This is a genomic window from Mycobacterium colombiense, from assembly GCF_001665835.1.
Taxonomy (GTDB): Bacteria; Actinomycetota; Actinomycetes; order Mycobacteriales; family Mycobacteriaceae; genus Mycobacterium; species Mycobacterium colombiense_A.
Window position 1 is genome coordinate 1 of record NZ_LZSX01000099.1, and the last position, 22,950, is coordinate 22,950.

General features: G+C 68.4%; 20 protein-coding genes. 12 read left to right on the forward strand and 8 right to left on the reverse strand.

Annotation, left to right across the window (positions count from 1 at the left end; translation table 11 throughout):
- The 4 genes from A5760_RS24095 to A5760_RS24110 all read right to left on the reverse strand — a co-directional run.
- Positions 1–310, reverse strand: a 310-nt coding sequence (locus A5760_RS24095; protein WP_231122732.1) for a DUF350 domain-containing protein, incomplete at its 3' end; no start/stop codon positions are given.
- Between the two features lie 17 nt (positions 311–327).
- Positions 328–759 carry a DUF4247 domain-containing protein gene (locus tag A5760_RS24100; RefSeq protein ID WP_064885705.1) on the reverse strand — a complete coding sequence of 144 codons (432 nt, stop codon included), beginning with the start codon at positions 757–759 and terminating at the stop codon, positions 328–330.
- The gene (locus A5760_RS24105) at positions 756–1,259 is read right to left on the reverse strand and encodes a DUF2617 family protein (protein WP_064885526.1); all 504 of its coding nucleotides are present in this window, start codon (positions 1,257–1,259) and stop codon (positions 756–758) included. The genes A5760_RS24100 and A5760_RS24105 overlap by 4 nt, the downstream gene beginning before the upstream one ends.
- Before the next feature lie 17 nt (positions 1,260–1,276).
- The gene (locus A5760_RS24110; protein WP_064885528.1) at positions 1,277–1,888 is read right to left on the reverse strand and encodes a DUF4178 domain-containing protein; all 612 of its coding nucleotides are present in this window, start codon (positions 1,886–1,888) and stop codon (positions 1,277–1,279) included.
- 179 nt (positions 1,889–2,067) lie between these two features.
- Between A5760_RS24110 and ruvC the strand changes: the two genes are divergently transcribed.
- The 6 genes from ruvC (at position 2,068) to A5760_RS24140 (ending at position 6,587) form a co-directional block, all read left to right on the forward strand.
- Positions 2,068–2,634, forward strand: a complete 567-nt coding sequence (gene ruvC / locus A5760_RS24115) for a crossover junction endodeoxyribonuclease RuvC (protein ID WP_064885530.1) — start codon at positions 2,068–2,070, stop codon at positions 2,632–2,634.
- Positions 2,631–3,230, forward strand: coding sequence for a Holliday junction branch migration protein RuvA (ruvA, locus tag A5760_RS24120; protein WP_064885532.1), 600 nt, complete (start codon positions 2,631–2,633; stop codon positions 3,228–3,230). Before ruvC ends, ruvA begins: the two co-directional genes overlap by 4 nt.
- Positions 3,227–4,282: a Holliday junction branch migration DNA helicase RuvB gene (ruvB, locus tag A5760_RS24125; RefSeq protein WP_064885534.1), complete on the forward strand. Its 1,056-nt coding sequence runs from the start codon at positions 3,227–3,229 to the stop codon at positions 4,280–4,282. Before ruvA ends, ruvB begins: the two co-directional genes overlap by 4 nt.
- Before the next feature lie 249 nt (positions 4,283–4,531).
- The gene (locus A5760_RS24130; protein WP_064885536.1) at positions 4,532–5,221 is read left to right on the forward strand and encodes a hypothetical protein; all 690 of its coding nucleotides are present in this window, start codon (positions 4,532–4,534) and stop codon (positions 5,219–5,221) included.
- Positions 5,222–5,379: 158 nt separating this feature from the next.
- The gene (locus tag A5760_RS24135; protein WP_064885538.1) at positions 5,380–5,766 is read left to right on the forward strand and encodes a DUF1304 domain-containing protein; all 387 of its coding nucleotides are present in this window, start codon (positions 5,380–5,382) and stop codon (positions 5,764–5,766) included.
- Between the two features lie 128 nt (positions 5,767–5,894).
- Positions 5,895–6,587, forward strand: coding sequence for a hypothetical protein (locus tag A5760_RS24140; RefSeq protein ID WP_064885540.1), 693 nt, complete (start codon positions 5,895–5,897; stop codon positions 6,585–6,587).
- Between the two features lie 65 nt (positions 6,588–6,652).
- On the opposite strand, the gene car is transcribed toward A5760_RS24140, so the two are convergent.
- Both car and gabT read right to left on the reverse strand, forming a co-directional pair.
- A complete protein-coding gene (gene car / locus A5760_RS24145; RefSeq protein ID WP_064885542.1) occupies positions 6,653–10,165 on the reverse strand; it encodes a carboxylic acid reductase in 3,513 nt (1,170 codons plus the stop codon).
- 151 nt (positions 10,166–10,316) lie between these two features.
- On the reverse strand, positions 10,317–11,657 hold the full coding sequence (gene gabT, locus A5760_RS24150; protein WP_064885707.1) for a 4-aminobutyrate--2-oxoglutarate transaminase: 1,341 nt from the start codon (positions 11,655–11,657) through the stop codon (positions 10,317–10,319).
- Positions 11,658–11,867: 210 nt separating this feature from the next.
- Here gabT and yajC point away from each other — a divergent pair, with 210 nt between their 5' ends.
- From yajC to A5760_RS24180, 6 genes are all read left to right on the forward strand, one after another.
- The gene (gene yajC, locus A5760_RS24155) at positions 11,868–12,194 is read left to right on the forward strand and encodes a preprotein translocase subunit YajC (protein ID WP_064885544.1); all 327 of its coding nucleotides are present in this window, start codon (positions 11,868–11,870) and stop codon (positions 12,192–12,194) included.
- A gap of 110 nt (positions 12,195–12,304) precedes the next feature.
- Positions 12,305–14,146 (forward strand): protein translocase subunit SecD, encoded by a 1,842-nt coding sequence (gene secD, locus A5760_RS24160; protein ID WP_064885546.1) that lies wholly within the window; start codon positions 12,305–12,307, stop codon positions 14,144–14,146.
- Positions 14,147–14,149: 3 nt separating this feature from the next.
- Positions 14,150–15,430, forward strand: a complete 1,281-nt coding sequence (secF, locus tag A5760_RS24165; protein ID WP_064885548.1) for a protein translocase subunit SecF — start codon at positions 14,150–14,152, stop codon at positions 15,428–15,430.
- 4 nt (positions 15,431–15,434) lie between these two features.
- A complete protein-coding gene (locus tag A5760_RS24170; protein WP_064885550.1) occupies positions 15,435–17,129 on the forward strand; it encodes an ABC transporter substrate-binding protein in 1,695 nt (564 codons plus the stop codon).
- A gap of 7 nt (positions 17,130–17,136) precedes the next feature.
- The gene (locus A5760_RS24175; protein WP_064885552.1) at positions 17,137–17,679 is read left to right on the forward strand and encodes an adenine phosphoribosyltransferase; all 543 of its coding nucleotides are present in this window, start codon (positions 17,137–17,139) and stop codon (positions 17,677–17,679) included.
- Between the two features lie 43 nt (positions 17,680–17,722).
- Entirely contained in the window at positions 17,723–20,101 is a 2,379-nt protein-coding gene (locus A5760_RS24180) for a RelA/SpoT family protein (protein WP_064885709.1), read from the forward strand.
- A 7-nt stretch (positions 20,102–20,108) separates the two neighbouring features.
- On the opposite strand, the gene A5760_RS24185 is transcribed toward A5760_RS24180, so the two are convergent.
- Positions 20,109–21,872, reverse strand: coding sequence for a protein kinase domain-containing protein (locus tag A5760_RS24185; RefSeq protein WP_064885554.1), 1,764 nt, complete (start codon positions 21,870–21,872; stop codon positions 20,109–20,111).
- A 75-nt stretch (positions 21,873–21,947) separates the two neighbouring features.
- Complete coding sequence (locus A5760_RS24190; protein WP_064885556.1) at positions 21,948–22,841, reverse strand: peptidylprolyl isomerase; 894 nt, start codon at positions 22,839–22,841, stop codon at positions 21,948–21,950.
- Positions 22,842–22,950: the final 109 nt, after the last annotated feature.

The following is a 22,950-nucleotide window of genomic DNA, read 5'->3' on the forward strand; positions in this document are numbered from 1 at the left end:
TGGGCCAGGGACTCGTCGGCGTGGCGGTGTACGGGCTGATGGGCGTGGTCCTGCTGGGCGTCGCGCTGTTGGCGATGGCCGTGATGATGACGACGGTCAGGGCGATGTACATCGCGCCCGCGACCACCACGGCGTTGGGCCGGCGGTCGATAAAGACCAGCTGGCGCAGCTTTCCCGGGGTCAGCACGTCGACCGCGTAGAACCCGACGAGAAGCACAGCCATGCCGACGACGAAGTAGAGGATCGTCGCGACTGCGCCTTTCAGCACGGGGTTGAGGTCGACGCTGCCGATCTCGACGGCGAGATACATGGTGTTCTCCTTTGCGTTCACTTGGTTCCGCCGGGGCCGCCCGGGGTGCCTCCGGCGCCGCCCGACGGGGATCCAGGGGAAAATCCGGGGCCGAGGAAGATGAAGGCGCCGTGGCTGTATCCGGCGCTCAGCGATTCGACGCGGATGCTGCACGGGTAGTTGCCGTCGGGGCCGACGATCACGATGTTGTTGCTGTAGCGCAGGTACTCGGTTTTGCCGTTGTCGGCGCGCGCGTTCGGTTCGGCATAGTCGGCGAGCGTGTCGGCTACCTGGTCGGGCGAACCGCTGCACTGGTAGCGAGTCCCGTTCACATCGCGGGCGTACTCGTGATAATGGCCGGCGACATACGACGCGATGTTCTTCTGCAGCAAGATGATTCCGAATATCAGGCACGCCACACCGGCCACGCCCAGCACACCGGCGATCACGAACAGGCGGTTGCGGCTCACGGGTGCCACCGGCTGGCCGTGTGAACCACCGTTCCGCCGTTGCCGGCGGGGCGCCCCGGGTAGAGGTGCCAGGTCTGCCAGCGCCAGCCGGCGCCGTCGGGTTCGGCGGCCAGCACGGTCAGCGCGGCGTCATCGCCGGGAAACGTGCCACCGAGCCAGCCCGCCTGGGCGCAACGGCCGCGCAGGTCGCTCGCGAGGCGGCGAAAACTCGCCTCGTCGTGGGCGTCGGTGCGGGAGTCCAGGCGGTAACCGGGCGCCTCGGTGCGCTCCGGCAGGTCGGCCCCGAGACTGCGTGCGGTACAAGAGATTTCCTCGGAGAACGCGTGCTCGACGGCGACGACATGTGAGGCGCCGAGCACGCCGAGCAGCAGCGCGGCGCCGCCGTCGGGGTGGTCGAGCCGGCAGCTGGCCAGCGGCGTGGGCACGGGCGCGTTGAGCGCGAGTCCCAGCCGTTCCCCGGATACGTCGGCCGGGGTCACGGCGAGCTGATGAAGGGGCACCGAGGGGACCTCGTGCTCTACGCCGGGCTGGGTGGGGGCGCCGAATACACGGTGATCTCGCTCGGCGAGACGGACTTTCCCGTCGATACCTCCCAGGGCATGTCCGGGGCCCTGCGCTCGAACGAGAGCAGCGCCGACTCGTCGGCGTTGGTGCAGTCGACGAACTCCATCTCGCCGCCGGCCGGCAGGCCGGTGGTGCCCTCGGTCGTGTAGGAGGCGCGGCCGCGTTCGGACTCGTGGAACATCACGCCGTCGACGACGTAGGGATCGCCGGGCCGCAGCGGCACGTCCTTGCGGGTGACCCACATCGCCAGCTCCAGGCGCCCGTCGTCTTCCTCGACGCTGAACCAGATCGGCTGGTCGCCGCCCTCCAGCAGGTGTTCCCACCAGACGAAGGGGCCCTCGCGGTAGGTCACCGAACCGCGCACGATGTAGTCGATGCCGCCGTAGCTGACGATGGCCCCGGGCCCGAGTTGGCGGGGGCCGAACTGCGGCATCGCGTCGGCGGCCAGTGGATCCTGGCGTCCGCCCCGCTGGGCCGGATGCTTCGGCCGCCGCAAAGCCACCACGAGCACCACGATGGACGCGATGAAGAGCACTACGGCGATCATGACCAGCAGAGATCCCACGCCAACCTCTCCGTTGCCACATTGCTCGAGCGAACGTGGGCTAAAGCTAACAGCTTTTCCTCGGATTCGGCGCCGTAACGTCACCGCGGGAATCGGCGGCTGGGCCGCGTGTCCTACCCGGACCCGTCGGCGCCGGCCGCTAGGGTATCGAACAGCTGTTCTACTAGGTGGGAGCGGGAATGCGGGTGATGGGCGTCGATCCCGGCCTGACCCGATGCGGTCTGTCGGTCGTCGAGAGCGGGCGCGGGCGTACGGTCGTCGCGCTGGACGTCGACGTGGTGCGCACCCCGTCGAACGCCCCGCTGGCCGAGCGGCTGCTGAAGATCAGCGACGCCGTCGAGCACTGGCTGGCCACCCACCGGCCGGACGTCGTGGCGATCGAGCGGGTGTTCTCCCAGTTGAATGTGTCTACGGTGATGGGCACCGCCCAGGCCGGCGGCGTCGTCGCCCTGGCGGCCGCGAGGCGCGGCATCGATGTCCACTTCCATACCCCCAGCGAGGTCAAAGCCGCGGTCACCGGCAACGGTGCCGCAGATAAGGCACAGGTCACCGCGATGGTCACCAGAATCCTTGAGCTGCAAGCCAAACCGACGCCCGCCGACGCCGCAGACGCGCTGGCCCTGGCGATCTGTCATTGCTGGCGGGCGCCGATGATCGCCCGGATGGCCGCCGCCGAGGCGATGGCCGCCCAGCAGCGACAGAAGTACCAGGCCAAGGTGGACGCCAAGCTGAAGGCCGCGCGATGATCGCGTCGGTGCGCGGGGAGGTCCTCGAGGTTGCGCTCGATCACGTGGTGATCGAGGCCGCCGGCGTCGGCTACCGGGTGAACGCCACCCCGTCGACGCTGGCGACGCTGCGGTCGGGGACCGAGGCCCGGCTGATCACCGCGATGATCGTCCGCGAGGATTCGATGACGTTGTACGGCTTCACCGACACCGAGACCCGCGACCTGTTCCTCACCCTGCTGTCGGTGTCGGGGGTGGGGCCGCGGCTGGCGATGGCGACCCTGGCCGTGCACGACGCCGGGGCGCTGCGACAGGCGCTGCACGACAGCGACGTCACCGCGCTGACCCGGGTGCCCGGGATCGGCAAGCGCGGCGCCGAACGGATGGTCTTGGAATTGCGTGACAAGGTCGGTGTCGGGGTCGCGGCGGACGCACCGGCCGGCGCGGGTCTCAACGGCCACGCCGTGCGCAATCCGGTTGTGGAAGCCCTTGTCGGCCTTGGGTTTGCGGCCAAGCAGGCGGAGGAGGCCACCGACAAGGTGCTGGCCGCCGAACACGACGCCACCACGTCGACCGCGCTGCGGGCCGCGCTGTCATTGTTGGGTAAGTCCCGATGACGGACGACTACGAGGACCGAGAGGTTCGGGAAGTTTCAGCGGCGCTGGCGCCGGCAGAAGGCGACATCGACGTCAGCCTGCGGCCGCGCTCGCTGCGGGAATTCATCGGCCAACCGCGGGTGCGCGAACAGCTGCAGCTCGTCATCGAGGGCGCCAAAAACCGCGGCAACACTCCGGATCACATTCTGTTGTCCGGTCCGCCGGGGCTGGGCAAGACATCGCTGGCCATGATCATCGCGGCCGAGCTCGGGTCGTCGCTGCGGGTGACGTCCGGTCCGGCGCTGGAACGCGCCGGCGACCTGGCCGCGATGCTGTCCAACCTGGTCGCGCACGACGTGCTGTTCATCGACGAGATCCACCGCATCGCCCGGCCCGCCGAGGAGATGCTGTACCTGGCCATGGAGGACTTCCGGGTCGACGTGGTGGTCGGCAAGGGCCCCGGGGCCACATCGATACCGCTGGAGGTGGCGCCGTTCACCCTGGTCGGCGCGACCACCCGGTCCGGCGCGCTGACCGGCCCACTGCGCGACCGGTTCGGTTTCACCGCGCACATGGATTTCTACGAGCCCGCCGAGCTGGAGCGGGTGCTGGCCCGCTCGGCCGGGATCCTGGGCATCGAACTCGGCGGCGATGCGGCCGAGGAGATCGCCCGGCGCTCGCGCGGCACCCCGCGCATCGCGAACCGGCTGTTGCGCCGGGTCCGCGACTTCGCCGAGGTGCGTGCCGACGGCGTGATCACCCGCGACGTCGCCAAGTCCGCGCTGGCGGTCTACGACGTCGACGAGCTGGGCCTGGACCGGCTGGACCGGGGGGTGCTCTCGGCGCTGACCCGCAGCTTCGGCGGCGGCCCGGTCGGGGTGTCAACGCTGGCGGTGGCGGTGGGCGAGGAGGCCACCACGGTCGAGGAGGTGTGCGAGCCGTTCCTGGTCCGCGCCGGCATGATCGCGCGCACGCCCCGGGGCCGGGTGGCCACCGCCAAGGCCTGGACGCACCTCGGCATGACGCCGCCGGCCGGGGTCACCGGCCTCGGCCAGGCCGGCCTGTTCGACTAGCGGCCACCGCCCTGGGCCGTTTCGCGGCCAAATCGTGACCTTTGCGCCCGGCCGGGCCCGAACGCTCGCCTTGCGCGGCCTCCGGCCAGCTCAGGCCGCCGGGGCCGTGGACAGCCCGGCCGCAACCATCGCCCGCCGGAGCCCGTTCCGGTGCCCCCAGCAAACACCAACATGCGCGTGACCGGTTACACCCCGGCACCGTCGGGTAACCAGCCTCACAGCAGTCATACCTGTTTGAAGGAGGTTCCGATGAGGACCACGAGCGACGACTACGACCGACCCCGCGCGCTGTACATGCCACGTACCCGCGGCGCGCTAACCGGGCTCCTGCTGATACTTCTGGGTGCGTGGGGTGCATTGGTGCCGTTCTTCGGGCCCAACATCGACTGGGCCTACATGGCCGACCCCGCATGGACGTGGACCACGGCCAAAGGCTGGTTGGAGGTGCTCCCCGGAGTCGCTGCGGCGGTCGGCGGCCTGCTGGTGCTCATGTCCGGCAATCGCGCCAGCGCAGTGTTCGGCGGCTGGCTGGCGGTGGCCGGCGGCGCCTGGTTCGTGGTGGGCCGCGCGTTCGCTACGACGCTCGGCATCGGCGACATCGGTCAACCGATGGCGGCGACGGACCTGAAACGGGCCCTGCTCGACGTCACCTACTTCACCGGCCTGGGCGCCCTGATCGTGTTCCTGGGCGGCGCCGCCGTGGCCCGGCTGGCGGTTCGTCACGCGCGTGACGTCGTGGTGAGGGAACCGGCACCGGTGGCGGGCGAGGCTGTCCCGGCGGCACAACCGGCCATGTATGACGAGACCAGCGGCCCGGCGGGGGCGCGGTCGGACGCCGTGGCGGCCGAGCGGGCGCCCCGCGGGCGCACGGGTGGTGGCCTGTTCCGTCGGCGCACCGGCGGCGGCCTGTTCCACCGGCACCACCACGCCGGCGCCTAGCGCGCAATCTCCAAGGCGGGAGGCCCCGGTAGCCCTCGGCTACCGGGGCCTTTTCGCGTCAGGCTGGCCCGGCTAACCGCCGGTCGGTAATGTTCACCGGCCGAGACAAGCGGAAATGTGGCCGCCGCCACGCAGGCCGCGACCAGCGAGGAGGAGCGATGATCACCACCGCGTTGGTGTTCGCCGCACTGGCGGCGTTGCTGCACGTCTACATCTTTGTGATCGAATCGTTGACCTGGACCTCGGAGCGCACCCGCGCCACCTTCGGCACCACCCCGGCCGAAGCCGAAACCACCAAGCCCCTCGCCTTCAACCAGGGCTTCTACAACTTGTTCCTGGCCATCGTCACAGGTGTGGGCATCGTCGCAGTTGCCTTGGGGCACACAGGGATTGGAGCGGCCCTGATCTTCGCAGGTGTCGGGTCGATGGCTGCGGCCGCGGTGGTGCTGATCGCGTCCGACCGCAGCAAGGCGCGCGCCGCCGCGACGCAGGGCACCTTCCCGGCGATCGTCATCGTGCTCCTGTTGCTCGGCCTTCAGCAGTAACACCAGTCCCAGCAGCCTCAAAAGCCACGGCTACCGGTGGCTTTCGCCTTCATCGTGGGTTAGTAGTGGAAGGCGCTGGGTAACCATCCCAGGCCGGAAATCGACCCGGTATTCAACGAGGGGATGTCATGAAATACGCAGAAGACGGCCGACCCCGCGGGCTGAGTATGCCGCGCTCGCGCGGCGCGGTCAGCGGATTGCTCCTGGTCATTTTGGGAGCTTGGGGGGCGTTAATACCGTTTGTCGGTCCGCACTTCAATTTTGCATACACACCGGACCGGGACTGGGCATGGAGCACGGCCCGGGGCTGGCTGGAAGTGGCGCCGGGAGCGGCCACCGTACTGGGCGGCCTGTTACTGATCGTCGCCGGCAACCGGGTCGCCGCCATGCTGGGCGGTTGGCTGGCCGTGCTGGCCGGCGCCTGGTTCGTCGTGGGCGGCCAGTTCGCCCCGTTGTTGGGAATCGGCTCGGCCGGTGATCCGATCGCCGCGACCGACCGCAAGCGCGCGGTGCTGGAGGTCACTTACTTCTCGGGCCTGGGCGCGCTGATCATCTTCGTGGGTGGCGTTGCGCTGGCGCGCACCGCCGTGCGCCTGGCCCGCGACGTGCATCCGGTGGCGGGCGAGCCCGTCGCCGCGGCACCGGGTGTTGAGCCCTACCGGGATTCGGTCTACGAGCCGGCCGAGGTCTCCTCTGGCGCGCTGACCAAGCCGCGGTCCGCGGCGGACGCCGAGTCCAAGCGCGGATGGCGCAAGAACCGTGCCGGTGGGGGGGCCGGGGCTAACGCCGCGTACCTGCGCTGGCCGCACCCGCAGCAGTAGTTCTCCCGCCGATCAATAGCAATCGCCCAGTCCCGCAACGGGACTGGGCGATTGCGTTGTTGCCTTTACAGCAGTCCGAGCAACTGCAGGTTGGTGATGTACTTGACGATCACCGGCGCCGACACATGCGGAATATCTTTGTCGGGGCCGATTTTCGCTTCCTGCACCGCCGCGCGGAACACGTCCGTGGGTGCCATCGAGCCGTTGATCGGCTTCTCCGGCTTCTGGTAGTTGTGCAACAGCGGCAGCAGCGAGTACTGACGCTGCCGATCCGGCAGGGCCCGTAGCGAGGTCTCGAACCGCCGCAGCCACTCGGAGTAGTCGGGGATGCGCTCGATCGAGTACCCGGCCTCGACCAGCCAATCGATGTACTCGTCGAGTCCGATGCCGTCGTCGTACGGGTTCATCACGTGGTACGTCTGGAAGCCGGTGTCGCTGTCCAGGATCTGCGTTCCCAGCGTCGAGATCGCCGCGGCGATGAACTCGACCGGCAGTCCGTCGTAGTGCGCCCGCTGCCGGTTGCCGTCGGCGTCGAGCTCGTAGAACGAACCGGGCGCGATACCGGTGGCGACCAGGCTCAGCATCAGCCGGGTGAACATGTCCGGCAGGTTGAGCTGTCCGGCATAGGTGGTGTCGGCCAGGATCATGTCGCAGCGGAACACCGTGACGGGCAGGCCGCACAGGTCGTGTGCCTCACGCAGCAACACCTCGCCGGCCCACTTGCTGTTGCCGTAGCCGTTGGCGTAGTTGTCGTTGATCTCGCGGGTGGCGCTGATCTCCCGGACGTCGGCGTTCTCGACGAACTTGCCCGGCGCGATCTGGTCGCCCACACCGATCGTCGACACGTACGTGTACGGCTTTTGCTTGGACGTCAACGCGATTCGGATCAGCTCCGCTGTGCCAAGGGCGTTGGGACCGAACAGCTCGCTGTAGGGCAGCACGTGGTTCACCAGCGCCGCAGGGTCGACGATGATGTCGACCGTGTCGGCCAGTCGCTGCCAGGTCTGCTGGTCGAGGCCGAGGTTGGCCTCGCCCTTGTCGCCCGCGATGACCTCGAGGTGATCGGCGGCCAGCTCCTGGTAGTGCGCCAGCAGTTTCGGGTCGCCGCTGTCGAAGGTCTTGTCCAGCCGGGCGCGCGCCTCCTCGTCGGACTTGGCCCGCACCAGGGCGATGACCTTGCCGTCGACCATGTCCATCCGCTCGAGCCAGTCCAGTGCCAGGTAGCGGCCCAGGAATCCGGTCGCGCCGGTCAACAGCACCGTGCGCACCTCGGTCGCCGGCTTCGGCAGGCTCGGCGCGCCGGCCAGGATGGCCTCGTCGAGGAACTTGTCCAGCGTGAGGTCACTGGCGTGCACCGTCGTGGCGGCGCGTCCGTGCACGGCGGCAAACGTCGGCCGCTTGGAGCCCTGCTGCTCGGCCTCGATGTAGGCGGCGATGGCCGCCAGGTCGTTGGCCGGGCTGACGATGACACCCACCGGGACGTCGACGTCGAAGATCTCGCGCAGCAGGTTACCGAATGTCAACGCCGACAACGAGTCTCCACCCAGATCGGTGAAGTGGGCGTCGGGGGACAGGTCGCTGGTCGCGGCCCCCAGCATGGCGGCCGCGGCCCGGCTCACGGTCTGCAGCACCGGCGCCTCGGCGCCGCTGCGGCGCAGTTCGGCCAGTTCGTTGGCCTGTCCCGCGGCCAGGTCGGCGTAGATCTGCTCGAGCCGTTCGCCGTAGTGCTGCTTCAGCTTCGGCCACGCCAGCTTGCGGATCCCGGTCAGCAGACCGTTTTCCAGCGTGAACGGGGTGGTCTCGATGATGAAGTCACGCGGCACCTCGTAGGACTGCAGGCCGGTCTCTTTGGCGACCTTCTGCAGCGAGTCGGCGATCTTCGGCTTGAGCGACTCAATGTCGTTGTCCGCCAGCGCCTCTTCGGTCGGCACCACAACGGCCAGCAGGTAGGGCTGGGCGCTGTTGCCGTAGACGTAGATCTGGCGGATCAGCGGGCTGTTGCCGAACACCGCTTCGAGCTTGGCCAGCGTCACGAACTCGCCCTGTGCGAGCTTGAGCACGTTGTTGCGGCGGTCGACGTACACCAGCCGGTTCGGAGCGATCTCGGCGAACACGTCGCCGGTGCGGTAGTAGCCGTCGTCGTCGAAAACGTTGGCGGTGGTCTCGGCCCGCTTGTAGTAGCCGGGGAACATGTTGTCGGTCCGCAGCAACAGCTCACCGCGCGGGTGCGGGCGGTCGGTGCTGAAGTAGCCCAGGTCCGGAACGTCGACCAGCTTGTAGTCGATCACCGGCGGACGCTGAATCTCCCCGTCGAACAACACCATTCCGGCCTCGGTCGAGCCGTAGCCGTCCATCAGGTGCATCTGCAGCAGCGACTCGGCCCACTTCTTCAACTCCGGTGAGGTGGGCGCGGAGCCCGTCATCGCGAAGATGAACCGCCCGCCCAGCAGGTACTGACGCTGTTCTTCCAACACCGCGGCCTCGACCGCCTCACGGTCTCCGCCGTCGGTCAGACGGCGCTCGACCTGGCGCTGGAATTCACCGAACAGCGTCTCCCAGATGCGCGGGACGAAGTTCATCTCGGTGGGCCGCACCAACTCGAGGTCCTCGAGCAGGGTGGACAGGTCGCTGCGCGCCGCGAAGTAGGCGGTGCCGCCATTGCCCAACGTGCCGTAGAGGATTCCGCGTCCCATGACGTGGCTCATCGGCATGAAGTTGAGGGTGATCGAGGCGGCAGTCTCGCCGAACCAGTTCTTGCTGCCGCGCCGCCACATCTTGCCGACGTTGCTCTGCGGGTACATCGCGCCCTTGGGGGCGCCGGTGCTTCCGGAGGTGTAAATCAGCAGCGCGAGCGAGTCCTCGTCGGTCTGCTGCTCGGGAACCGGGGGCAGGTCCTTGCCGCGCCGCAACACGTCGGCGAGCGTCTCGACGACCACGCCGGTGCCGGCCAGCCGGGCCACCGCGCTCTCCACGGCCTCGCGCTGGTCGTCGACCTCGGGCTGGTAGTCGAAGACGACGAGCTTGCCGGGCACGTGCTCACCGGCCAGGATCAGCTCCACGGCGTCGGGCAGCTGGTTGACGCTGGAGGCGATCAGGCTGGGCTCGGTCTCGGCCACGATCGGCTGCAGCGACGAGATCGCCGCGCTGGTCTGCAGCGGCACCGACACGGCGCCGATGGTGCCCAGCGCGATGTCGATGGTGGTGTAGTCGACACTGTTGAAGCCCAGCACGCAGACGCGGTCGCCGACGCTCACCGAGTCACTGGCCCAGGCGCGGCTGAGGGCCGAAACCCGTTCGCCGAGTTCGCCATACGTGACGGTCTCGAAGCGCGGGAGCAGCTGGGCCGACGTCCGTCCGGTCTTGGCGTCCTTGACGAACTCCACGACGCGCTGGCCCAGTGCCGGCCGGTCGGCGTAACCGTCCAGAACGGTCCGGATGATCTGCGGCAGCCGCAGCCCGGGCCGTTCGGTGGCAGCGGTGATCGCCGGGTCCGGTCGGGCGGCGGCGAATTGGGGGTCGGTGGCAATGAGTTGCTCGATGCGGCGCTCGAGCCCTTCGTCATGAATAGCAGTCGACATAACAGATCCCTTGCAAATGAAAGTTAGCGAGTCAAATTGCGCTGTCCGCGCTGACATATAGAACGTTAGCTAAGGTAACGGTATTCCACCATGATCTGGCCGTTGTGGTGTTTGTGAGATTGCCCACGCGGGGCGGGGCGCTTGCCCGGGCTTACAGGTCGCGCAGGAGTCCGCCGAGGATTTCGATGCCCTCGGACAGCAGCTCGTCGCTGATGGTCAGCGGCGGCAGCAGCCGGATGATGTTGCCGTACATGCCGCAGGTCAGGACGATCACGCCGGCCGCGGCGGCCGCGACGGTCAGCTTCTGCGTCAGTTCTTTGTCGGGCTCGGCGGTTCCCGACTTCACCATTTCGATGGCGATCATGGCGCCGCGACCGCGCACGTCGCCGATCCTGTCGTCGCCGGCCTGCAGGCGCAGCAGCGGTTCGGTGATCAGGCGCTCCAACTGCCGGGCCCGTTCGATCAATCCGTCTTTCTCGATCGTCTCGATGGTGGCCAACGCGGCCGCGCAAGCTAGGGGGTTTCCGCCGAAGGTGCCACCCAAACCGCCGACGTGCGGCGCGTCCATGATCTGCGCGCGGCCGGTGACCGCCGACAGCGGCAGTCCGTCGGCGATGGCCTTGGCGGTGCAGATCAGGTCGGGCTCGATGCCCTCGTGCTCGCAGGCGAACATGGCGCCGGAGCGCGCGAACCCGGTCTGCACCTCGTCGGCGATGAACACCACGTCGTTCTTGTGGCACCAGTTCAGCAGGGTGGGTAGGAAGCCCTCGGCGGGAACGATGAACCCGCCCTCACCCTGGATGGGCTCGATGAGGAGGGCGGCCAGGTTGTCGGCGCCGATCTGGCTGTCGATCACGTTGATGGTGCGTGCGGCGGCCTTTTCCCCGTCGGTGGCCAGTTCCTTGTCGATCAGGCCGTCCCGGTAGGGGTAGGACAGCGGCGCGCGGTAGACCTCCGGCGCGAACGGGCCGAAGCCGCTTTTGTACGGGGCCGACTTGGCGGTCAGCGCCATGGTCAGGTTGGTACGGCCGTGGTAGGCGTGGTTGAACGCCACCACGGCGGGCTTGCGGGTGTAAGCGCGCGCGACCTTGACGGCGTTCTCGACCGCTTCGGCGCCGGAGTTGAACAGCACCGAGCGCTTCTCGCCGGAACCCGGGGTGATCCGGTTGAGCGTCTCCGCGACGGCGACGTAGGACTCGTAGGGCGTCACCATGAAGCAGGTGTGGGTGAACTCGGCCACCTGCGCGCGCACCGCTTCGACCACCCGGGGCGACGAGTTGCCGATGGTGGTCACGGCGATGCCGGAACCCAGGTCGATCAGCCGGTTGCCGTCGACGTCCTCGATGATGCCGCCGCCGGCGCGCTTCACGAAGACCGGCACCGACACGTTCACCGCGTGCGACACCGCCGCAGCCCGGCGCTTGGTCAGTTCCAGCGATGCCGGACCGGGGATCTCGGTGACCAGTTGGCGAGTCTGCTCGAGGCTGGCCACCACACAACTCCTCCCCGCGGCGCGCGTCTCACGTCGCATCAAAAGCCTATCGACCCTGGCGCCGGCGGGCACTCCGTGCACCGTGGCGGTCGGCCGTGACCCGCGGCCTGCCAGACTGAACGGGCACACTGGACCGTTACAAGGTGCGCGACGCTCGAGTCGTACCGGCACCGTAGCCCCGATAATTTACGACGAAAGACAGGCGCGTCCATGCAAAGCTTGATCCTGTTCCTGCCGTTCCTGCTCATCATGGGCGGGTTCATGTACTTGGCGTCGCGCCGTCAGAAGCGCGCGATGCAGGCGACCATCGACCTGCACGAATCGCTGCGTCCCGGCGACCGGGTGCACACCACGTCGGGGCTGCAGGCCACCGTCGTCGCGATCACCGACGACACCGTCGACCTCGAGATCGCACCCGGCGTGGTGACCACGTGGATGAAGCTGGCGATCCGCGACCGGATCCTGCCCGATGACGACGAAGACCTGGCCGACGGCGAGGACACCGCCGACGAGGACTCGATCACCAAGGATTTGTGACGGGGATTCCCCACCGATCGCTGCAACGGACCGCTTGCGCAACGGGCAAGTGGGGGCCACGTAGGCTCTGTCCGGGGTAACTAACCGATTTTCGAGGAGATAGAAGGAACGTGGCATCGTCTTCGGCGCCGGTGCACCCTGCCCGCTACCTGTCGGTCTTCTTGTTATTGCTCGTCGGCGTCTACCTGTTGGTGTTTCTCACCGGGGACAAGCGGGCCGCCCCAAAGCTCGGTATCGACCTGCAGGGCGGCACCCGGGTCACGCTGACCGCGCGCACCCCGGACGGCTCGAAGCCCAGCCGTGAGGCGTTGGCGCAGGCCCAGCAGATCATCGGCGCCCGGGTCAACGGGCTCGGCGTCTCGGGTTCGGAGGTCGTCGTCGACGGCGACAACCTGATCATCACGGTCCCCGGGAACGACGGCAACGAGGCCCGCAACTTGGGCCAGACCGCCCGCCTCTACATCCGGCCGGTGCTCAACTCGATGCCGGCCCAGAGCGCCGAGCCCAAGCCGCCGGCGCGCCAGCCCGCGGGCGGTCAGCCGGCGCCGGGTCAACCCGCGCCCGGTCAGCCCGCTCCGGCCCAACCGGCTCCCGGTCAGCCCGCTCCGGCTCAACCGGCTCCCGGTCAGCCCGCGCCCGGTCAGCCCGCTCCGGGTCAGCCCGCGCCCGCCCACCCGGGCGCTCAGCCGCGCCCGTATCCGCAGGACCCGCCGCCGACGCCCAGCCCCGCACCTCCGGCGCCCGGCTCGAACGCGCCCGCTCCCGCACCCGGTGCGCCCGCCGGAGAGGCCCCGCCCGCCGAAGCGCCCGCGCCGCCTGATCCGCGCAAGGAGCTCGCCGACCGCATCGCCGACGAGAAGAAGTGGCGTCAGAGCACCCGGCAGGGCATCCAGTTCCTCGCCCTGCAGTTCCAGGCGACGCGCTGCGACAAAGAAGACATCCTGGCCGGCAACGACGATCCCGCCCAGCCGCTGATCACCTGCTCGACCGACCACAAGGTCGCCTACCTGCTGGGCCCGTCGATCATCAGCGGTGACCAGATCCAGGACGCCAGCGCGAGCCAGAACCAGCGCGGCATCGGCTACGTCGTCGACCTGCAGTTCAAGTCCGCCGCGGCCAACACCTGGGCCGACTTCACCGCCGCCCACATCGGCACCCAGACCGCTTTCACCCTGGACTCGCAGGTGGTCAGCGCGCCGATGATCCAGGAAGCCATTCCCGGCGGCCGGACCCAGATCAGCGGTGGCGATCCGCCGTTCACCGCCGCGACCGCCAAGCAGCTGGCCAACGTCCTCAAATACGGCTCGCTGCCGCTGTCCTTCGAATCGTCGGAGGCCCAAACCGTCTCGGCGACACTGGGATTGACCTCGCTGCGGGCCGGACTGATCGCGGGTGCGATCGGCTTGATCCTGGTGCTGCTGTATTCGCTGTTCTACTACCGGGTGCTGGGATTGCTCACGGCGCTGTCGCTGGGCGCTTCCGGGGCAATGATTTTCGCGATCCTGGTGATCCTGGGCCGTCAGATCAACTACACCCTGGATCTGGCCGGTATCGCGGGTCTGATCATCGGTATCGGCACCACCGCCGACTCGTTCGTCGTCTTCTTCGAGCGCATCAAAGACGAGATCCGCGAGGGCCGTTCGTTCCGATCGGCGGTGCCACGAGGCTGGGTGCGTGCCCGCAAGACGATCGTGTCGGGTAACGCCGTCACCTTCCTGGCCGCCGCGGTGCTGTACGCGCTGGCCATCGGCCAGGTGCGCGGATTCGCCTTCACGTTGGGCCTCACCACGGTCCTCGACATCGTGGTGGTGTTCCTGGTGACCTGGCCGCTGGTGTACCTGGCGTCCAAGTCCCCGACGCTGGCAAAGCCGGCCTACAACGGCTTGGGCGCCGTTCAGCAGGTCGCCCGCGAACGCCGGGCTTCGGCGCAGGTCAAGACGGGACGGGGATAACGCATGACTCCCTCCAAAGCCTCCAAAGACGCAACCGAGATCACCGAAGCATCCGAGGGCGCAACCGAATTGACCGAGAGCAGCGCCGCCGGGCAGCCGCACCACGGCTTCCTGTCGCGCCTCTACACCGGCACCGGCGCGTTCGAGGTGGTCGGCCGGCGCCGGCTGTGGTTCGGCATCAGCGGCGCGATCGTCGCCATCGCCGTCCTGTCCATCCTGTTGCGGGGCTTCACCTTCGGCATCGACTTCAACGGCGGCACCACGGTGTCGATGCCCGCCGCCGGGCAGGCCGGCACCGTGCAGACCTCGCAGGTGTCCGAGGTGTTCCGCAAGGCCATCGGCAACGATCCGGAGGCGGTGGTCGTCGTCGGCAACGGTGCGGGCGCGACCGTGCAGATCCGCTCGGAAACGCTGACCAACGAGCAGACCGCGAAGCTGCGCAATGCCCTGTTCGACGCCTTCGGACCCAAAGGCGCCGACGGTAAGCCCAGCAAGCAGGCCATCAGCGACGCGGCCGTCTCCGAGACCTGGGGCGACCAGATCACCGACAAGGCGCTGATCGCGCTCGCGGTCTTCCTGGTGCTGGTCGGGGTCTACATCATGGTCCGCTACGAGCGGTACATGGCCATCTCCGCGCTGACCACCATGGTTTTCGACCTGAGCGTCACCGCCGGGGTGTACTCGCTGGTCGGTTTCGAGGTCACGCCGGCCACCGTCATCGGCTTGCTGACGATTCTCGGTTTCTCCCTCTACGACACCGTCATCGTGTTCGACAAGGTCGAGGAGAACACCCACGGCTTCCAGCACACCACCCGGCGCACCTTCGCCGAGCAGGCCAACCTGGCGATCAACCAGACGTTCATGCGATCCATCAACACCAGCCTGATCAGCGTGCTTCCGGTGCTGGCGCTGATGGTCGTGGCAGTGTGGCTGCTGGGCGTCGGCACGCTGAAGGACCTGGCGCTGGTGCAGCTGGTCGGCATCCTGGTCGGCACCTACTCGTCGATATTCTTCGCCACCCCGCTGCTGGTCACGCTGCGCGAGCGCACCGAGCTGGTGGGCACCCACACCCGTCGGGTGATGCGGCGGCGCAGCCCCGGCTCGCCCGCGGCCGCGGAGACCGGCTCCGGCGACGACGAGGCCGAGACCGCCGAGGAGGCGGAAGAAGCGGCGGCGGCCAAGCCGTCCAAGCCCGCGCCGAGCAAGCCGGCGCCGGGCGCCCGTCCCGTGCGGCCGACCGGGACCCGTCGTCCCACCGGCAAGCGGAACGTCGGCCGGCGGTAGGCCCATGGCCACCGGGTACCGGGGAACTGGGGCCGATCGTGGCGCGCTCATCAGCCATCGGGCCCTCGCGGGGTGGATCGGCGCCGGGTTGGCGGTAGTGCTGGTGGCCGCTGTCACCCTGACCGCCTGCGCGGGCAGCGCCGCCTCCCAGATCGACTACGTGGTCGACGGGCCGCTGTCCACCTACAACACCAACACCGTGGCCGGCGCCGCCTCGGCCGGAGCGCAGGCGTTCGCCCGCACGCTCACCGGCTTCAGCTATCACGGCCCCGACGGGCAAACCGTCGCCGACCGCGACTTCGGCACCGTGTCGGTGGTCGGCGGCACCCCGCTGGTGCTGGACTACCAGATCGCCGACAACGCCGTCTACTCCGACGGCAAGCCGGTGACCTGCGACGACATCGTGCTCGCCTGGGCGGCCCAGTCCGGCAAGTTCCCCGACTTCCATGCCGCCACCCAGGCCGGCTACCTCGACATCGCCAACGTCGAATGCATGCCCGGGCAAAAGAAGGCCCGGGTGTCCTTCGTTCCGGATCGCGGGATCGTCGACTACACCCAGCTGTTCACCGCGACCACACTGATGCCGTCGCACGTCATCGCCGACCAACTCAATGTCGACGTGACCGCCGCCCTGCTCAGCAACAACGGGCCGCTGGTGCAGCAGATCGCGAAGCTGTGGAACACCACCTGGGACCTCAAGCCCGGCGTCGACGTCAAGCGTTTCCCGTCGTCGGGGCCGTACAAGATCGAATCCGTGCTGGACGGCGGCGCCGTGGTGCTCGTCGCCAACGACCGGTGGTGGGGGCCCAAGGCCATCACCAAGCGCGTCACCGTGTGGTCGCAGGGGCCCGACATCCAAGACCGGGTCAACAGCCGCAGTGTCGACGTGGTCGACGTCGCCGCGGGTTCCTCGGGGGCGCTGACCACGCCCGACAACTACGAGCGCTCCGACGCGCCATCGGACGGCGTCGAACAGCTGATCTTCGCCCCGCAGGGCCCGCTGGCCGCGCCAAAGGCCAGGCGCGCGGTTGCGCTCTGCACGCCCCGCGATTCGCTGGCCAAGGACGCGGGGACGTCGATCGCCAACTCGCGCCTGGACCCGGCCACCGATGACGCCGTCTCGGCCGCTGACGGGGCCGCCGAGGCCGAACCATTCGGCAAGGCCGATCCGGTCGCCGCGCGCAACGCGCTGGGCGGCGCGCCCCTGACGGTGCGGATCGGCTATCGGGGGCCCAACGCGCGGCTCGCGGTCAACGTCGGCGTCATCACCAAGGCGTGCGCCGTGGCGGGTGTCACCGTCACCGGCGTCATCCTGGACGGTCCGGGCCCGCAGGCGCTGCGGGACGGCAAGATCGACGCGTTGCTGGCCAGCACCGGCGGCGCCACCGGCAGCGGGTCGACGGGGTCGTCTGGGCTCGATGCCTACGCCCTGCACACCGGCAACGGCAACAACCTGTCCGGGTATTCGAATCCCCAGGTCGACAACGCAATCAGCGCGCTGGCCGTCTCGGCCGACGCCTCCGAACGAGTCCGGCTGTTGACCGAAACCGCCCCGATACTGTGGGGCGACATGCCCACCCTGCCGCTGTACCGGCAGCAGCGCACGCTGCTGACCTCGAAGAAGATGTACGCGGTCAGCAAGAACCCGACGCGGTGGGGCGCGGGCTGGAACATGGACCGATGGGCGCTGATCCAGTGAGGCTCCGATGACGAGCGCTGGCGAGCGGGCGCCGGTCGCGGAGCTGATCGCGTCGCTGACACGCAAGGTGGCCGATTTCCCCAAGCCCGGTGTCCAGTTCAAGGACCTCACCCCGGTGTTCGCGGACGCCACGGCGATGACGGCGATCACGGGCGCATTGGCCGAGATCGCGTCCGGTGCGGATCTGGTGGCCGGCATCGAGGCGCGGGGATTCCTGCTGGCCGCGGCCGTGGCCGACCGGCTGCAGACCGGCGTGCTGGCCATTCGCAAGGCCGGCAAGCTGCCGCCGCCGGTACACGCCGAGCGCTACGACCTGGAATACGGCAGCGCGACGCTGGAAATCCCCGCCGACGGCATGGACCTGCGCGGGCGCAATATCACGATCATCGACGACGTGCTGGCCAGCGGCGGTACCCTGGCCGCGTCGGCGCGGCTGCTCGGGCGCGCCGGGGCCAACGTGCTGGCGGCGGCGGTGGTGTTCGAGCTCGGCGCGCTGCGCGGGCGGGAAGCGGTCGCGCCGTTGGCGGTATACAGCCTGACTTGCGAGTAGCGCTCAGGCATTGGAGATATCCTCGATTTCGGAGGTGACCAACGTGGCGGAGGAAAACAGCGCGGCGCAAGCGCTCGACGCGCCCACTAAAGTCACAGAGCCGCCGGCCATCACGCAGCCGATGGAGGCCCCGGAGCCACCGGCCGAATCCCTGAAAACGTCCAGCAGCGCGTCGCGTCGGGTCCGGGCCAGGCTGGCCCGCCGGATGACGGCTCAGCGCAGCACCCTCAACCCGGTGCTGGAACCGCTGGTGGCGATGCACCGGGAGATCTACCCGAAGGCGAACGTGTCGCTGCTGCAGCGCGCCTTCGAGGTCGCCGACCAGCGGCACGCCACCCAGCTACGCCATTCCGGCGACCCCTACATCACCCACCCGCTGGCCGTCGCGACCATTCTGGCCGAATTGGGCATGGACACCACGACTTTGGTGGCCGCGCTGCTGCACGACACCGTCGAGGACACCGGCTACACCCTGGACGCTTTGAGCGAGGAATTCGGTGAAGAGGTGGGCCATCTGGTCGATGGCGTCACCAAACTGGACCGGGTGGTGCTGGGCACCGCCGCCGAGGGCGAGACCATCCGCAAGATGATCACCGCGATGGCGCGCGATCCGCGCGTGCTGGTGATCAAGGTCGCCGACCGGCTGCACAACATGCGCACCATGCGGTTCCTGCCGCCGGAAAAGCAGGCGCGCAAAGCCCGTGAGACGCTGGAAGTCATTGCGCCCCTTGCACATCGGCTGGGTATGGCCAGCGTCAAGTGGGAACTGGAAGACCTGTCGTTCGCCATCCTGCACCCCAAGAAGTACGAGGAGATCGTTCGGCTGGTCGCCGGGCGCGCGCCGTCCCGGGACACCTACCTGGCCAAGGTGCGCGCCGAGATCGTCAACACCCTGGGCGCGTCGAAGATCAAGGCGACGGTGGAGGGGCGCCCCAAGCACTACTGGTCCATCTATCAGAAGATGATCGTCAAGGGCCGCGACTTCGACGACATCCACGACCTGGTCGGCATCCGCATCCTGTGCGACGAGATCCGCGACTGCTATGCCGCTGTCGGCGTGGTGCACTCGCTGTGGCAGCCGATGGCGGGGCGGTTCAAGGACTACATCGCCCAGCCGCGGTACGGCGTCTACCAGTCGCTGCACACCACCGTCGTGGGACCGGAGGGCAAGCCGCTGGAGGTGCAGATCCGCACCCGCGACATGCACCGCACCGCCGAATACGGCATCGCCGCGCACTGGCGCTACAAGGAAGCCAAGGGGCGCAACGGCCTTCCGCATCCGCACGCCGCGGCCGAGATCGACGACATGGCCTGGATGCGCCAGCTGCTCGACTGGCAACGGGAGGCCGCGGACCCGGGCGAATTCCTCGAGTCCCTACGCTATGACCTTGCGGTACAAGAGATCTTCGTGTTCACGCCCAAAGGCGACGTGATCACCCTGCCCAACGGTTCGACGCCGGTGGACTTCGCCTATGCGGTGCACACCGAGGTCGGACACCGCTGCATCGGCGCCCGGGTGAACGGCCGGCTGGTGGCGCTGGAGCGCAAGCTGGAAAACGGGGAAGTCGTCGAGGTTTTCACCTCCAAAGCGGCCAACGCCGGGCCGTCGCGGGACTGGCAGCAGTTCGTGGTCTCACCACGCGCCAAGGCCAAGATCCGGCAGTGGTTCGCCAAGGAGCGCCGCGAGGAAGCGCTCGAATCCGGCAAGGACGCCATGGCCCGCGAGGTGCGTCGCGGCGGACTTCCGTTGCAGCGCTTGGTCAATGGTGAGACGCTGTCGGCGGTGGCGCGCGAGCTGCACTACACCGACGTGTCCGCGCTCTACACGGCCATTGGTGAGGGGCATGTGTCGGCCCGGCACGTCGTGCAGCGGCTGCTGGCCGAACTCGGGGGCATCGACCAGGCCGAGGAGGACCTCGCCGAACGGTCCACGCCGACAACCATGTTGCGCCGCCCGCGCAGCAGCGACGACGTCGGCGTCTCGGTCCCCGGCGCCCCGGGCGTGCTGACCAAGCTGGCGAAATGCTGCACCCCGGTGCCCGGCGACCAGATCATGGGGTTCGTCACCCGCGGCGGTGGGGTGAGCGTGCACCGCACCGACTGCACCAACGCGGCCTCGCTGCAGCAGCAGTCCGAGCGCATCATCGAAGTGCACTGGGCGCCGTCGCCGTCGTCGGTGTTCCTGGTGGCCATCCAGGTCGAGGCGCTCGACCGGCACCGGCTGCTGTCGGACGTCACGCGGGTGCTGGCCGACGAGAAGGTCAACATCCTGTCCGCGTCGGTCACCACCTCGGGTGACCGGGTTGCCATCAGCCGCTTCACCTTTGAGATGGGGGACCCGAAGCATCTCGGCCATCTGCTCAATGTCGTGCGTAATGTCGAAGGCGTCTATGACGTCTACCGCGTGACGTCCGCGGCATGAACCCGCCCTAGCTCAGTCGCACCGAGGTGATCTTGACCGGGTTGGTCGGCGCGCCGCTCTGCCGATTCCCGGCGATGCCCGCCCGGGCGATCTTGTCCAGGGTGTCCAGCCCGGCCTGGTCGATGGTGCCCAGAACGGTGCTCTGCGGTTCCATCTCGGAATCCTTGAAGATCAAGGCGAATTGGCTGCCGTTGGTGTTGGGCCCCTCGGTGGCCATCACGATGGTGCCGCGCGGGTACACCACCGTCGCGCGCAGTGCGGGATCGTCGGGCTTGTATTGGTCCGTGGGGTACTCGTCACCGAATTCGTAACCGGGACCGCCCGAGCCGTCCACCTCGGGGCCGCCACACAACAGCGATCCGCCGTCTTGGGAGCTGATCAGCCGGGCGCACTGGGTGTTGTCGAAGAACTGCTGCTTGGCCAGGCTGATGAAGCTGTTCACCGTGCACGGGGATTCGGAATTGGCGAGCTGGATGGCGATGTCGCCGAAGTTGGTGGAGATGACCGCACCGATCTGCGGGGGAGTGGTGGACACCCGGCCCGACTGCGGCGGGTTCACCGGCCGGGTGGCCGGGTCCGGCACCGAACGATATTGGCAGTTGGCCCCCAGATCGGCCGGCGGCGCGAACGCCGGCAACGGCGGCACCGTCGCCGACGCCGGCCCGCTGGAACCGGGGTTGGAACCGGTCCTGCCGGGCGCCCGCGCCCGGGTCTGGGTGGACGATCCCGCGCTGTCGGCCGAACCGTGACTCTGGGCCACCAGCGCGATGACCAGTGCCGCCACCGCGGCCAGCGCCAGCGCCGATGCGCCGACGATCCCGACCAGCAAACGCCGCGAATGCGTTGGGCGGCCAGGCTGCAACCGCGGATCGGGTTGGCTGCCCGGCGGGGCAGCCGCGGGCCCCGGCGGCGCCGCGCCCGGCGGTCCCGACGTGGTAGCCGGGCCACTGCCGACCAGCACTGCCCTGGCGGCCTCAGCAAGCTCGATTGCCGTCTGGTACCGCTGTTCGGGGTCCTTGGCCATCCCGCGAGCGACAACCGCGTCGAAGCCCGACGGGACACCGGGTGCGGTTGCGGACGGTCGCGGCGGTGGGGCATTCAGATGCGCGTTGAGCTGTTCTTCGAGGCTCTCTCCAGCGTAGGGGCGCTTGCCGGTCAAGCACTCGTGCAAAACGCAGGCCAACGAATAGACGTCGGCACGGTGATCCGTTTTGCCTTTGAAGCGCTCGGGCGCCATGTACGCGACGGTGCCCATGGTGGCACCGGTCTGCGTGAGTTGGGTGTCGGCCTCCGTGCGGGCAAGACCGAAGTCGATCAAATAGACGAAATTGTGTGCGGTGGTGATCAAGATGTTCATCGGTTTGATGTCGCGGTGGATCAACCCCGCCTGGCGGGCGCTGTCCAGCGCCGCCGCAACCTGCTCGATCACCGCGACCGTTTGCTCGGGGCTGAGTCGGTCGCCGTTTTCGTTGATGTACTGGGACAAGTGGCGGCCCTCGATCAGCCGCATGTCGACATAGAGCCGACCGTCGAGCTCGCCAAAACCGTGGATGGGCACCACGTGCGGGTCGTTGAGGGCCGCCGCGATGCGGGCCTCTCGGCGGAAACGCTGCTGAAAGTCTTGATCCTCAGCCAGATGCGGCGGAAGCACTTTCAGTGCGACTACCCGGTCCGTGGTTGTGTCGTAGGCACGGTATACGCGTCCCATCCCGCCGCGCCCCAACAAATCCAATATTCGGTAATGACCGAATGAGTCCGGATCCAGATTCACCCAACGACCATAAGCTCTCGGCGGTGCGCGCCGGGCGAATCCCGCCGATCAGAGGGAGTTTCGCGTCGATTCGGCCTAGTCGAGCAGCACCGAGGTGATGGTCACCTCGGTGGCGGGTGCCCCGTCTTCACCGCCGCCGGCGACTCCGGCCTTGGCGATCTTGTCCAGGGTGGCCAGCCCGTCGGCCTGGATGGTGCCGAACACGGTGTATTGCGGCGGCAGCTGGGAGTCCTTGTACACCAAGAAGAATTGGCTGCCGTTGGTACCGGGCCCGGCGTTCGCCATGGCCAGGGTGCCGCGCGGATAGACGACGGGCTCCTGTGCCTTGGGGTCGTTCGGCGGGAACTGGTCGGTCGGGTACTCGTTGGCGAATTGATAGCCCGGACCGCCGGTACCCTCGCCCTTCGGGTCGCCGCACTGCAGGACGCCCAGGCCCTGCGAGGTGGTCAGCCGGTGGCACTTGGTGTTGTCGAAGTACTTCTGACCGGCCAGGCTCGCGAAACTGTTGACGGTGCAAGGTGATTCGTTGTTCGCCAGCATCAGGCCGATGTGGCCCTGGTTGGTCACCATGCTGGCGCTCACCTGGGCGGGGTCGGTGGGTACCTTGCCGGTCCGCGGCGGCTTGACCTCCTTGGCCGCCGGCTCGGGTGAGGCCGGGTACTGACAGTTGGCGCCCACGTCGGCCGACGGCTTGAACGGCGGCAGCGGCGCGGTCTGGCCCGGCTGGCCGGGCGCCGTCGTCACCGGCGCGCTGCTGCTGGTGGTCGTCGACGCCGCGGTGATGCTCTTGTGGTCGTCGTGCTTGGTGTTGACGATCGTGATCACCACCGCCGCGATCACGGCCACGGCCACGATCGAACCGGCCGCGATCAGCACGATCCTGCGCGTCTTGGCTTGCTTCGCGCGCCGCTCCAGCTGCCGTTCGAGCTTGCGCTTGGCGTTGGCACGTCGCTGTTCGTTGGTCGGCACGGCCGCTATGCCTCCATGATTGATCGGAGCCCCCTTAAACGGGAGAGTTGCCAGCTCAGGCTAATGTGGGCGCCGCGACTCGTGTCAAGTGGGGCCCATGGGAAACTGG

What these genes read in the sequence shown, in the direction of transcription:
- A5760_RS24175 (WP_064885552.1), top strand. Translation starts at nt 17,137, where the DNA reads ATGACGAGCGCTGGCGAGCGGGCGCCGGTCGCGGAGCTGATCGCGTCG.
- A5760_RS24135 (WP_064885538.1), top strand. Translation starts at nt 5,380, where the DNA reads ATGATCACCACCGCGTTGGTGTTCGCCGCACTGGCGGCGTTGCTGCAC.
- car (WP_064885542.1), bottom strand. Translation starts at nt 10,165, where the DNA reads ATGTCGACTGCTATTCATGACGAAGGGCTCGAGCGCCGCATCGAGCAA.
- A5760_RS24140 (WP_064885540.1), top strand. Translation starts at nt 5,895, where the DNA reads ATGAAATACGCAGAAGACGGCCGACCCCGCGGGCTGAGTATGCCGCGC.
- A5760_RS24170 (WP_064885550.1), top strand. Translation starts at nt 15,435, where the DNA reads ATGGCCACCGGGTACCGGGGAACTGGGGCCGATCGTGGCGCGCTCATC.
- ruvC (WP_064885530.1), top strand. Translation starts at nt 2,068, where the DNA reads ATGCGGGTGATGGGCGTCGATCCCGGCCTGACCCGATGCGGTCTGTCG.
- yajC (WP_064885544.1), top strand. Translation starts at nt 11,868, where the DNA reads ATGCAAAGCTTGATCCTGTTCCTGCCGTTCCTGCTCATCATGGGCGGG.
- ruvA (WP_064885532.1), top strand. Translation starts at nt 2,631, where the DNA reads ATGATCGCGTCGGTGCGCGGGGAGGTCCTCGAGGTTGCGCTCGATCAC.
- A5760_RS24130 (WP_064885536.1), top strand. Translation starts at nt 4,532, where the DNA reads ATGAGGACCACGAGCGACGACTACGACCGACCCCGCGCGCTGTACATG.
- secF (WP_064885548.1), top strand. Translation starts at nt 14,150, where the DNA reads ATGACTCCCTCCAAAGCCTCCAAAGACGCAACCGAGATCACCGAAGCA.
- ruvB (WP_064885534.1), top strand. Translation starts at nt 3,227, where the DNA reads ATGACGGACGACTACGAGGACCGAGAGGTTCGGGAAGTTTCAGCGGCG.